Consider the following 11,826-nt stretch of genomic DNA (forward strand, 5'->3'; position numbering starts at 1 on the left):
CCACCGTCCGTAGTGACAATTCCGGCTTCGGGGTGGTGGGCCAACCAGCAACCCGCGGGGGCGCCCCCGTTTTCCACGTTACCGGCAGACACCGACAGTTCCGGCCGCCCCAAGGCCCCACCCTCCCGGATGCGCAGCATTGGTTCGAACCACCAATCCGACATCTCCCCAGGTAGAAGACCGTTCGCCCACCCCGTCAACCCGCTGAACATCCCTCGTTAGGCTGGTGTCCGTGTGTGGAATCGTGGGATATGTCGGGCACCGCCCGGCTCTGGACGTCGTCCTCGGTGGGCTCCGGCGCATGGAGTACCGCGGTTACGACTCCGCCGGGGTGGCCGTCCTCGACGGTGCCGGTGCGCTGACCGTCGAGCGCAAGGCGGGCCGGCTGGCCAACCTGGAAGGCCGGCTCGACGAGGTCGGCCGGGAGCACTTCGGCGGCACCGCCGGCATGGGGCACACCCGCTGGGCCACCCACGGCGCCCCGATCGACCGGAACTCGCACCCGCACCGGGACGCCTCGCAGCGCGTCGCCGTCGTGCACAACGGCATCATCGAGAACTTCGCCGCCCTTCGCGCCGAGCTGGAAGCCGATGGCGTCGAGATGGCCAGCGACACCGACAGCGAGACCGCCGCTCACCTCATCGCGCGGACGTACACCGAAGGCGACACCAAGGGCGACCTCACCGCCAGCGTCGCCGCCGTCTGCCGCCGCCTGGAAGGCGCGTTCACCCTGGTCGTGACGCATGCCGACCACCCGGACACGATCGTGGCCGCGCGCCGGTCGTCGCCGCTGGTCGTCGGGGTCGGCGACGGTGAGCACTTCGTCGCCTCCGATGTCGCCGCCTTCATCGAGCACACCCGCGAGGCCGTCGAACTCGGGCAGGACCAGCTCGTCGTCATCACCCGCGAGGGCTACGACGTCCTGGACTTCCACGGCGACGCCGCCCAGGCCAAGCCGTTCACCGTCGACTGGGACCTCTCCGCCGCCGAGAAGGGCGGCCACGAGTACTTCATGCTCAAGGAGATCGAGGAGCAGCCCGAGGCGCTGGCGAACACGCTGCGCGGCCACTTCGAGTCCGGCCGGATCATCCTCGACGAGCAGCGCATCTCCGACCAGGACCTCCGCGACGTCGACAAGGTCTTCGTCGTCGCCTGCGGGTCGGCCTACCACTCCGGCCTGGTCGCCAAGTACGCCATCGAGCACTGGACGCGGCTGCCGGTCGAGGTCGAGCTCGCGAGCGAGTTCCGCTACCGCGACCCGGTCCTGGACCGCGACACGCTCGTCGTCGCGGTGAGCCAGTCCGGCGAGACGGCGGACACGCTCGAAGCCGTCCGGCACGCGCGCGAGCAGAAGGCCCGCGTGCTCGCCGTCTGCAACACCAACGGCGCGCAGATCCCGCGCGAGTCCGACGCCGTCCTCTACACCCACGCCGGGCCCGAGATCGGCGTCGCCTCGACGAAGGCGTTCCTCGCCCAGATCGCGGCCAACTACCTGGTCGGCCTGGCGCTGGCGCAGGCTCGCGGCACCAAGTACCCGGACGAGGTCGCGCGCGAGTTCGCCGAGCTGGAGGCCATGCCCGCGGCCGTCCAGAAGGTACTGTCCACTGTGGACCAGGTGCGGGATCTCGGCCGCCGGATCGCGGACTCGAAGGCGATCCTGTTCCTCGGCCGCCACGTCGGCTTCCCGGTCGCCCTCGAAGGTGCGCTGAAGCTCAAGGAACTCGCGTACATGCACGCCGAGGGCTTCGCGGCCGGCGAGCTCAAGCACGGCCCGATCGCGCTGATCGAAGAGGGCCTGCCGGTCGTCGTCGTGATGCCGTCGCCCAAGGGCCGCGCGGTGCTGCACTCGAAGCTCGTCTCGAACATCAGCGAGATCCAGGCGCGCGGCGCCCGCACGATCGTCATCGCCGAAGAGGGCGACGAGACGGTCCGGCCGTTCGCCGACGAGCTCATCGAGGTCCCGGCGGTGCCGACGCTGCTGCAGCCGCTGGTGTCCACAGTGCCGCTGCAGGTGCTGGCCGCGGAGATCGCCCGCGCCCGCGGGTACGACGTCGACAAGCCGCGTAACCTGGCGAAGTCCGTCACCGTCGAGTAAGCCGGGAGGCCGCCGCCGTGCAGGGAATCTGGACTACCGAACGGATTCGCGAAGCGGAGGGGCGGGCGTTCGCCGTCACGCCGGAGGGCGAGCTGATGCGGCGGGCGTCGTTCGGGCTCGCGGTGCAGATCGCGGACCTCCTCGAAGACCACACCGGCGGCGTCTCCGGCCGCCGGGTCGTCCTGCTGGCCGGCTCCGGCGACAACGGCGGCGACGCGCTGTGGGCCGGGGCGTTCCTGCGCCGGCGCGGGGTGGCCGTCACGGCGATCCTGCTCAAGCCCGAGCGCGCGCACGCAACGGGACTCGCGGCGCTGAAGCGCGCCGGGGGCCGCGCGGTGTCCGCCGAGGACGGTCCACAGTGGATCGCCAAGGCCGACGTCGTGGTCGACGGCATCGTCGGCATCTCCGCGAGCGGCTCGCTGCGGCCCGATGCCGCGCGGCTGGTGGACCTGGTGGAAGCCCCGATCGTCGCGGTCGACCTGCCCAGCGGCGTCGACCCGGACACCGGCGCGGTCGACGGCCCCGCGGTCAAAGCCACCCGCACGGTCACCTTCGGCGCGCTCAAACCGGTGCACGCACTGGCCCCGTCGTGGTGCGGTGAGGTCGTACTGGTCGACATCGGCCTCGAACTGGCGGACCCCGACCTGCGCCGGCTCGACATCGTCGACGTCGCCGCGGCCTGGCCGGTGCCCGGACCGGAGGACGACAAGTACAGCCAGGGCGTCGTCGGCGTCGCGGCCGGCTCGGCGACGTACCCGGGCGCGGCGGTGCTGGCCGCGGGCTCGGCCGTCCGCGCGACCTCGGGTCTGGTGCGGTACGCGGGCCACGCGGCGGACGTCGTCCGCGCGCAATGGCCGGAGGTCATCGCCACCGGCACGGTGGCCGACGCCGGCCGGGTCCAGGCGTGGGTGGTCGGGCCGGGCATCGGCACCGGCTCGGAGGGCCGGGACGTCCTGCACCACGTCCTCGGCCAGGGCGTCCCGGTCTGCGCGGACGCCGACGCGACGACGATCATCGCGAAGTCCCCGGAAGTCCTGGACGCCCGCGACCCGGACACGCCGCTGGTCCTGACCCCCCACGCGGGCGAGTACGAGCGCCTGATGGGCCGCAAACCGGGCCGGGACCGGGTGGCGGCGGCGCGCGAGGCCGCGAAGAAGTACGACGCGGTGGTGCTGCTGAAGGGGCACTGCACGGTGGTCGCGGCCCCGGACGGCCGGACCGCGGTCAACACGCCCCGCGGCGCCTGGCTGGCGACCGCGGGTTCGGGTGACGTCCTCTCAGGACTGGTCGGCGCCCTCCTCGCTGCAGGCCTGGACCCTTGGCTGGCCGCCGCGGCCGCGGCCCACGTGCACTCGCTGGCGGGCGCGATCGCGGCGCAGAACGCCCCGACCTCGGCATCCGGGCTGGTCCACGCGATCCCGGAGGCCATCCGGTCGATCCGCTCGCTAACGTCCTGAGAAGACTTATCGAGTTCTCTGTTAACTTCGCGCGATAAATCTGGTAAGAAGTCCGTGTGAGCGGCGGCACAGCAGCATCCGGAGACCGGAAGACCCGGCCGTCCGATGCCGTCGTCGAGCGGCGGCGGCAGGACATCCTCGACCACGTCATCGAGCAGGGCGAGGCCCGGATCGACGACCTGACCAGCCGCTTCAAGGTCAGCCTGATGACCATGCACCGCGACCTCGACGACCTGGCCGAACGCCGGCTCCTGCGCAAGCTGCGCGGCAAGGTCGAGGCCTACCCGGCGCTCACCATCGAGAGCGCCGCCCGCTTCCGCGACACGCTCCACCACGGCGAGAAGGAAGCCCTCGGCCAGGCCGCCGCGAACCACGTGCAGCCGGGCCAGACCGTCTTCGTCGACGACTCCACCACCCTCCTCCCGCTGGTCAAGCGGCTCGCCGAGATCGACGCGCTCACCGTCGTCACCAACTCGCTGCACGCCGCCCGGCTGCTCGGCCCCCAGGTCGACGTCGTCCTCGCCGGCGGCCGCTACAGCCACGAGTACGACTCCTGCGCCGGTCCCGAGGTGCTGAACCTGCTGGACTCGATCCGCGCCGACGTCTCGTTCGTCTCGGTCACCGCCGTCGCCGTCGGGCGGCTGTTCCACCCCGACCGCGACTACGCCGAGCTCAAGAAGGCCGCGCTGCGGGTCGCGAACCAGAGCGTCCTCGTCGTCGACCACTCGAAGTTCGGCCGCACGGCGACCTACGCCCACGGCAACGTCGGCGACTACGACCTGTTGATCACGGGCCAAGCCACGCCCACCGAGGAGATCGAGGCCGCGCTGAACGCCGGTACCGCGATCGAGATCGTCGAACACGTCGCAGAGGGGCAGCCCTATGACAGCTGAACTGGTCGCCGGCATCGACTCGTCCACCCAGTCGACCAAGGTCGTCGTGTGCGACGCCGCAACCGGCGAGATCGTCCGCACCGGCCGCGCGCCGCACCCCGACGGCACCGAGGTCGCGCCCGCCGCCTGGTGGGACGCCTTCGCCGAAGCCACGAACGGCGTGCTCGACGGCGTCAAGGCCATCGGCGTCGGCGGCCAGCAGCACGGCATGGTCACGCTGGACGAGAACGACGAGGTCGTCCGGCCCGCACTGCTCTGGAACGACACCCGCTCCGCGCAGGCGGCGCTCGACCTCATCGAAGAGCTCGGCGGGCCGTCGGCCTGGGCGAAGTCCGTCGGCTCGGTGCCGGTCGCGAGCTTCACCGTCACGAAGCTGCGCTGGCTGGCCGAGCACGAGCCGAAGCTCGCCGACCGCGTCACCCGCGTGCTGCTCCCGCACGACTGGCTGACCTGGAAGCTCACCGGCGGCGACCCGGTCACCGACCGCGGCGACGCGTCCGGCACCGGCTACTTCTCGCCGTCCGACAACGCCTACCGCCTCGACGTCCTCAGCCACGCCTTCGGCGGCCGGACGCCGGAGCTGCCCACCGTGCTCGGCCCGGCCGACGCCGCCGGCCACACCCCGGACGGCGTGCTCGTCTCGGCCGGCACCGGCGACAACATGGCCGCCGCGCTCGGGCTGGAACTCAAGCCCGGCGACGCCGTCGTCTCGCTCGGCACCAGCGGCACCGTGTTCGGCGTCGCCGAAACCGGCGCGGCCGACGTCAGCGGCGAGGTCGCCGGGTTCGCCGACGCGACCGGCCGCTTCCTCCCGCTCGCCTGCACCCTGAACGCCGCCCGCGTCCTGACCGCGACGGCCGCGATGCTGGGCGCGACGCTCAGCGAGTTCGACCGGCTCGCCCTGACCGCCGAACCCGGCGCCGGCGGCCTCACGTTCCTGCCGTACCTCGACGGCGAGCGCACCCCGAACCTGCCCGGTGCCACCGGCTCACTGACCGGGCTGACCAGGGACAACATGACCCCGGAGAACCTCGCGCGCAGTGCCGTCGAAGGCATGCTCTGCGGCCTGGCCGCGGGCCTCGACGCCGTGCGCGCGCACGGCCTCGACGTCCAGCGCGTGCTGCTGATCGGCGGGGGCGCGCAGTCGCGGGCCGTCCGCGCGGTCGCGCCGCTGGTGTTCGGGGTGCCCGTGCAGCTGCCCGAAGTCGCCGAATACGTCGCGCTCGGTGCGGCCCGGCAGGCGGCGTGGGCGCTGGCTTCCAGTGCGGAACCCCCGTCCTGGCAGGAGAACCAGAAGCTTCGGCTCGAGCTGGACGAGCCGACCGAGGCGCAGCGCGCCGAGGGCCACCGGATCCAGCAGCGCCACCTCGAAGCCCGCGAAGCGGCTTACGGGGTCCGGCGGAATCTCGGAGAGGACTGACCGATGGCTTCCATCACCTACGACAAGGCGACCCGCCGCTACCCGGGTTCGGAGCGCCCCGCGGTCGACGCGCTGGACCTGGAGATCGCCGACGGCGAGTTCCTCGTGCTGGTCGGCCCGTCCGGCTGCGGCAAGTCGACCAGCCTGCGCATGCTGGCCGGCCTCGAGGACATCGACGACGGCGCCGTCTGGATCGGCGACCGCGACGTCACCCAGCTGCCGCCGCGTTCGCGGGACATCGCGATGGTGTTCCAGAACTACGCGCTGTACCCGCACATGACGGTCGCGCAGAACATGGGCTTCGCGCTGAAGATCGCCGGGCGGCCCGCGTCCGAGATCAAGCAGAAGGTGCTCGAGGCCGCGAAGCTGCTCGACATCGAGCAGTACCTCGACCGCAAGCCGAAGGCGCTCTCCGGTGGTCAGCGCCAGCGCGTCGCGATGGGCCGCGCGATCGTCCGGGAGCCGCAGGTCTTCCTCATGGACGAGCCGCTGTCGAACCTCGACGCGAAGCTGCGTGTGTCGACCCGTACGCAGATCGCCGCGCTCCAGCGCCGCCTCGGCGTCACGACGGTGTACGTCACGCACGACCAGGTCGAGGCCATGACGATGGGTGACCGCGTCGCGGTGCTGTCGGACGGCCTGCTGCAGCAGTGCGACACCCCGCGCGCCCTGTACGACCGGCCCGCAAACGCTTTCGTCGCGGGCTTCATCGGCTCGCCGGCGATGAACCTCGCCACCGCGAAGCTGACCCAGGACGGCGCGGAGGTGGGCGGCGCTCGCGTGCCGCTGACCCGCGAGACCATCGCCGCCGCCGACGGCGACACCGTGACCCTGGGCTTCCGCCCCGAGGCCCTCGAGGTCGTGACGAACGAGGACGGCGCCCTGCCGGTGAAGGTGGACCTGGTCGAGGAGCTCGGCTCGGACGCCTTCGTCTACGGCAAGCTCGCCCAGACCGACGCCGACGACACCCGCCCCAACGTCGTCGTCCGGGTCGACCCGCGCACCCCGCCGGCGATGGGCGACACGCTGCACCTGCGGATCCGGCCGGACGAGCTGCACGTGTTCTCCGCCACGTCCGGGGCGCGCCTGCCCTGACCTCGGGTCATGGGGGACTGGACGTCGCCATGGCCTTGAGGTGTTTCAGTCCGCGGGCGCAGGTGGGCATGCTCACGCGCGGGGCCTGGCTGCCCTGACCCCGGGTCGTGGGAAACTGGAGGGCGCCATGACCTCCAGTTTCCCGCGGGCGCAGGTCGACATCGACCTCGACGCGATCCGCCACAACCTCACCCTGCTGGGCGCCCGCGCGCCCGGCTCCCAGGTGATGGCCGTGGTGAAGGCCGACGCCTACGGCCACGGCGCGCTGCCGGTGGCGCGCGCCGCGGTCGAGGCCGGCGCGTCCTGGCTGGGCACCTGCTCGCTCGGCGAGGCCCTCGCCCTCCGCGAAGCCGGCATCGAAACCCGGCTGTTCAGCTGGCTGGACACCCCGGACGTCGACTTCGCGGCCGGCCTCGAAGCGGACATCGACCTCGCGGCCAGCTCGCTGGGTGAGCTTCGCCGCATCGCGGCCGCGGCAAAACCGGGTACCCGAGCCCGTGTGCACCTCAAAATCGACACCGGGCTCTCACGCAACGGCTGCCCGCCCGCCGCGTGGGCCGAACTGGTCGAAGCGGCGGCCGCCGAACCGCGGGTCGAAGTCGTCGCGATCTGGTCCCACCTCGCGTGCGCGGACGAGCCGGACCACCCCGCGACCGACCTGCAGGCCAAGCGCTTCGCCGAGGCCTACGACGCCGCCCGCGCCGCCGGGCTCGACCCGATGCGGCACCTGGCGAACTCCGCGGCCCTGCTCACCCGGCCGGACCTGCACTTCGACGTCGTCCGGCCCGGTATCGCGATGTACGGGCTGAACCCGGTGCCGCAGGCCGAAGACCTGCGCCCGGCCATGACGTTCCGCTCGGCGGTCGCGCTGGTCAAGCGCATCGAAGCCGGGGAGTCGGTGTCCTACGGGCACACCTGGACCGCTTCCCGGGACACGAACCTGGCGCTCGTCCCGGCCGGGTACGCCGACGGCGTCCCGCGGTCCCTTTCCGGTCGCATGGACGTCTGGCTGGGCGGGCAGCGACGGCCGGTCGCCGGGCGCGTCTGCATGGATCAGCTGGTGGTCGACTGCGGCGACTTCGTACCGGCCGTCGGCGACGAGGTCGTCCTGTTCGGCGCGGGGACGCGTGGCGAGCCCACTGCCCGCGAATGGGCCGACAAGCTGGGGACCATCGACTACGAAATCGTCACCTCGATGTACCGGCCGCGGGTGCGGCGCCGGTATCTGGGGGAACGCTCGTGACACCTTCACGACGACTGCTGGCCATCGCCGGCGGGGTCGGGGCCCTGGCCACCGGGACGGCCGCCGCCGCCATCGTCGCCGCGCAGCAGCGGCGGCACAGTGAGGATCCGTACGTGGACGAGCCGCTGGGGGAGCTGAAGCCCGACCGCACTTCGACGGTCGCGGCCGAGGACGGCACGCCGCTTTCGGTCGAGGAAATCGACCCGGAGGACGGCGGCGAACCGGAACTGACCGTCGTGGGGGTACACGGCTTCGCGCTTTCGCGGCGCTGCTGGCATTTCCAGCGTCGCGACCTCGCGTCGCTGCGGCTGCCGCGCGTGCGCCAGGTGTACTACGACCACCGCAGCCACGGCCTGTCCGGCGCGGCTTCGGCCGAGACGTCGACCATCGAGCAGCTGGCGCGGGACCTGGACTGCGTGCTGCGGTCCGTGGTGCCGGAGGGGCCCATCGTGCTGATGGGGCACTCGATGGGCGGCATGGTGATCATGGAACTGGCCGCCGAGTTCCCTTCGCTGTTCGAAGACCAGGTGGAAGGCGTCGCCTTCATCGCGACGGCGGCGGGCGAAGTCGGGGCACGCGGGTTGCCGCGTTCGCTGCTCTCGAAGTACAACCCGCTGACGCGCGCCGCCGGTGGGCTCGCCGGCTGGCAGCCCGGGCTGGTGGAGTTCGTCCGCGCGGCGGGCGGCCAGCTGACGCGGCAGGCCGTGCGCCGGCTGGCGTTCGGCAGCCGGGACGTCGCGCCGCGGCTCGTCGACTTCATGCTGGAAATGCTCGAGGTGACGCCGGTGCGCGGCCTCGTCAACTTCGTCGACACGCTCGGCAGCCACAACCGCTACGCCGCACTGGCCGGCCTGAAGCACGCGGAAGTGCTGGTCATCGGCGGCGATTCGGACCGGTTCACGCCGTTCGCGCACGCCGAGCGGATCGCGGCCGAGCTGCCCGACGCGGAGCTGGTGCGCGTTCGCGGCGCCGGGCACATGGTCCAGCTCGAGCAGCCCGAGCTGGTGAACAGCCATCTGATCGATCTCCTGCAACGCTGTTCCGGTGTGGACGGCGAATCCTCGTCCCGGCGAACCTGGTGGTGGCAGCGTTGAGTTTCGTGTTCCCGACCCCCGACGACACGATGGACTTCGGGCGAGCGCTCGGCCGCGTGCTGCGCGCGGGCGACCTGGTCCTCCTGGCCGGCCCGCTCGGCGCGGGCAAGACGACGCTGACCCGCGGCATCGCGGACGGCCTCGGCGTCGGCGGCCGCGTGAGTTCGCCGACGTTCGTCCTGGCCCGGGTGCACCCGGCGGGTGCTGCCGGCGTGCCGTTGGTGCACGTCGACGCGTACCGGCTGGGCGGCGACCTTTCGCAGCTGGACGATCTGGACCTGGACACGGACTTGGAGCGGTCGGCGATCGTGGTCGAGTGGGGCGAGGGCTCGGCGGAGCGGCTGTCGGAGGACTACCTGGTGGTCCGGCTGGACCGCCGCGAGGACGACGTCCGCGAGGTGACCCTCGAACCGCACGGCACCTGGGCCGACCGCGTTCCGGAGCTGGTGCGGGCGTAACTCCGGGGCAGCGACCGCCGTGTGTCCACGGTGGTCGCCGCCCTCGGTAGCTGCTCTCAGCCGCCGTTGTACTGCTGGTAAGCCGGTGCCCGGAACGTCCTGGAGCCGGCGCCCGCGATCTTGTCGACCGCGCGCAGGAACTTCGGCCCCATCTTCGCGCTGGCCTGCCGGACCGGGTGCGTGGCCCCGAAGTCCTCCGGGTTCGCCTGGCCGTGCGCGAACATCGAGTAGATCAACACCGGCTTGCCCGCGGTGTCGAACATGATCCCCGCCTCGTTGCGGCCGTCGTTCAGCCAGCCCGCCTTCGTGGCGATCCTCGCCCGATCGAGGGACGACATCTCACGGCGGATACCGTCGGTGAACGCCACCTGCGAGCGCAGGATGGACAGCAGGTACTCCGTCGACGCCGGGCTCAGCAACGTGCCCGCGACCAGCGCCTTCAGCAGGTCGTGGGTTTCGCGCGGAGTGGTCTGGCCGAGGAAGTAGCGGTTCGGGTTGGCCACCGGCGTGACCTGGGTCTTGGGGAAGCCCTTGGCCACCAGGATCTGGTTGATCTCGGCCGCCGGAACCACGAGCCCCACCAGCCGGACGCACGTGTCGTCCGAAACCGTGAGGAACAGCGACAGGACGTGGCCCAGCGTGAACGCGCTCGGGTACGCCTTGTCCAGGATGATGATGCCGTCGCCACCCGGCACGACGATGCTCGCCGGCACCTGGACCTGCTGGTCCAGGGTGAGCAGGCCACGGTCGATCTTGTCCATCAAGGTGACCGCGACGGCCACCTTGTTGACGCTGTACGCCTCGACGACCTCGTCGGACGCCACGTCGACGGCCACCTGGTCGGCCACGCTGATGTAGGAGTTCCAGACGCCACCTGCCTCGGCGGCCGCGGCGTCGTAGACGCGCTTGACTTTCTGCCTGGCCCGGTCCGGTGTGGCCGGGCTGGCCTCGATGTCTGCTTCCTGCGCGGACGCGGGAGAGCCGGCCAGAATGCTTCCAGCGGCGACGGCGGTCCCCAAACCGAACGCCGTTCGCCTGTTGAGTTGATACCCCATCGCAAGATCCAACCACGAATGGACGAACCTCCGTGAGTGGTAACGCGGGTGCTAGCCCGCTTTGACACCCACGACGGCCCGCGCGACGCCCAGGTCCACCAGGTCCTGGGGCCGCAGGTGCAGCTGGTTGGCGATCTCCGGAACCTCGGAAGCCGGGCGCTTGAGGATCGCCGCCGCGGCTTCCGGGGACGTCACCGAGAAGTACGCGTCCGGCGCCACCCACGTCGACCCCGCCGCGGCGAACGCCAGCGCTCCGCCCGAGCCGCCTTCGCCGATCACCAGGGTCGTCACCGGGACCGAAGCCGTCGCCACCGCTTCGAACATCTCCGCGATCGCGCCGCCCGCGCCCGCCTGCTCCGCCGCCGCGTCGTTCGCGGCGCCCGGGGTGTCGACCAGGGTCAGCACCGGGATGTCCAGGCGCGAGGCCAGCCGCACCAAGCGCGCCGCCGTCCGGAAGCCCGCCGGGGACGTCGGCGTGCCGCACTGGGCCGCATACGCGATCGTCCGGCCGTCGCGCCAGCCGAAGCCGCACGCGACACCCGGGTCCGCGCCGCCGACGCGGTCACCGCTGACGTCCTCCCGCCAGTCGAAATACGCGTCGAGGTACTCCGCCGCCCGGGCCCGCTCGGGCGACCGCGCCGCCTGGACCGCTTCCCAGCCCGTCGCGGGCAGCGAAGCGGCCCGCAGCGCGGACGGCGGCGGGGCCGCGGCCGTCGAACGCGCGGTCAGCAGCCGCAGCCACCGCTCCAAAACCCCGCCGAGCTCCTCCGGCGCGACCACGGCGTCGACCTGACCCCAGCCGAGGTGCGCCTCGGCGGTGTACGCCTCCGGCGAGCCCGGCGGGCGCACCCGCGAGCCCGCGAAGCCGACCTGCGCCTCCGGCAGCGCGAGGATGACGTCGGCGCCCGCGCCGAGCGTCGCCCAGCCGCCGCCGGTCGTCGGGTCGCGCAGCACCGAGATCTGCGGGATGCCCACAGAGCGCGTCAACGCCGACGCCCGGGCCACCCGCTGCAGCT

At 72.3% G+C, this 11,826-nt stretch carries 10 protein-coding genes; 8 read left to right on the plus strand and 2 right to left on the minus strand.

Annotated features, from left to right (window positions below; genetic code table 11):
* The first annotated feature begins 232 nt into the window (after positions 1-232).
* The 8 genes from glmS to tsaE all read left to right on the plus strand — a co-directional run bounded on the left by glmS (position 233) and on the right by tsaE (position 9,755).
* Positions 233-2,095 carry a glutamine--fructose-6-phosphate transaminase (isomerizing) gene (gene glmS, locus CCN39_RS37195; RefSeq protein WP_086850121.1) on the plus strand — a complete coding sequence of 621 codons (1,863 nt, stop codon included), beginning with the start codon at positions 233-235 and terminating at the stop codon, positions 2,093-2,095.
* A 17-nt stretch (positions 2,096-2,112) separates the two neighbouring features.
* Entirely contained in the window at positions 2,113-3,552 is a 1,440-nt protein-coding gene (locus tag CCN39_RS37200; protein WP_086850107.1) for an NAD(P)H-hydrate dehydratase, read from the plus strand.
* 56 nt (positions 3,553-3,608) lie between these two features.
* Positions 3,609-4,445: a DeoR/GlpR family DNA-binding transcription regulator gene (locus CCN39_RS37205; protein WP_086850109.1), complete on the plus strand. Its 837-nt coding sequence runs from the start codon at positions 3,609-3,611 to the stop codon at positions 4,443-4,445.
* Complete coding sequence (gene xylB, locus CCN39_RS37210) at positions 4,435-5,865, plus strand: xylulokinase (RefSeq protein ID WP_086850111.1); 1,431 nt, start codon at positions 4,435-4,437, stop codon at positions 5,863-5,865. Before CCN39_RS37205 ends, xylB begins: the two co-directional genes overlap by 11 nt.
* Before the next feature lie 3 nt (positions 5,866-5,868).
* Positions 5,869-6,960: an ABC transporter ATP-binding protein gene (locus tag CCN39_RS37215; RefSeq protein ID WP_086850112.1), complete on the plus strand. Its 1,092-nt coding sequence runs from the start codon at positions 5,869-5,871 to the stop codon at positions 6,958-6,960.
* Positions 6,961-7,087: 127 nt separating this feature from the next.
* Complete coding sequence (alr, locus tag CCN39_RS37220; protein ID WP_086850115.1) at positions 7,088-8,203, plus strand: alanine racemase; 1,116 nt, start codon at positions 7,088-7,090, stop codon at positions 8,201-8,203.
* Entirely contained in the window at positions 8,200-9,297 is a 1,098-nt protein-coding gene (locus tag CCN39_RS37225; RefSeq protein WP_167455296.1) for an alpha/beta fold hydrolase, read from the plus strand. The genes alr and CCN39_RS37225 overlap by 4 nt, the downstream gene beginning before the upstream one ends.
* Complete coding sequence (gene tsaE / locus CCN39_RS37230) at positions 9,294-9,755, plus strand: tRNA (adenosine(37)-N6)-threonylcarbamoyltransferase complex ATPase subunit type 1 TsaE (RefSeq protein ID WP_167455297.1); 462 nt, start codon at positions 9,294-9,296, stop codon at positions 9,753-9,755. Before CCN39_RS37225 ends, tsaE begins: the two co-directional genes overlap by 4 nt.
* Positions 9,756-9,811: 56 nt before the next feature.
* On the opposite strand, the gene CCN39_RS37235 is transcribed toward tsaE, so the two are convergent.
* Both CCN39_RS37235 and CCN39_RS37240 read right to left on the minus strand, forming a co-directional pair.
* On the minus strand, positions 9,812-10,774 hold the full coding sequence (locus CCN39_RS37235) for a serine hydrolase (RefSeq protein WP_086850119.1): 963 nt from the start codon (positions 10,772-10,774) through the stop codon (positions 9,812-9,814).
* An 87-nt stretch (positions 10,775-10,861) separates the two neighbouring features.
* The coding region (locus CCN39_RS37240) for a carboxyl transferase domain-containing protein (RefSeq protein ID WP_086850125.1) at positions 10,862-11,826 on the minus strand (965 nt) is incomplete at its 5' end.

It is taken from the genome of Amycolatopsis kentuckyensis, assembly GCF_002155975.1.
Classification (GTDB): domain Bacteria; phylum Actinomycetota; class Actinomycetes; order Mycobacteriales; family Pseudonocardiaceae; genus Amycolatopsis; species Amycolatopsis kentuckyensis.

Excerpts from the sequence above, each read along its gene's own strand:
- xylB (WP_086850111.1), top strand. The coding sequence starts at position 4,435 with ATGACAGCTGAACTGGTCGCCGGCATCGACTCGTCCACCCAGTCGACC.
- CCN39_RS37215 (WP_086850112.1), top strand. The coding sequence starts at position 5,869 with ATGGCTTCCATCACCTACGACAAGGCGACCCGCCGCTACCCGGGTTCG.
- alr (WP_086850115.1), top strand. The coding sequence starts at position 7,088 with ATGACCTCCAGTTTCCCGCGGGCGCAGGTCGACATCGACCTCGACGCG.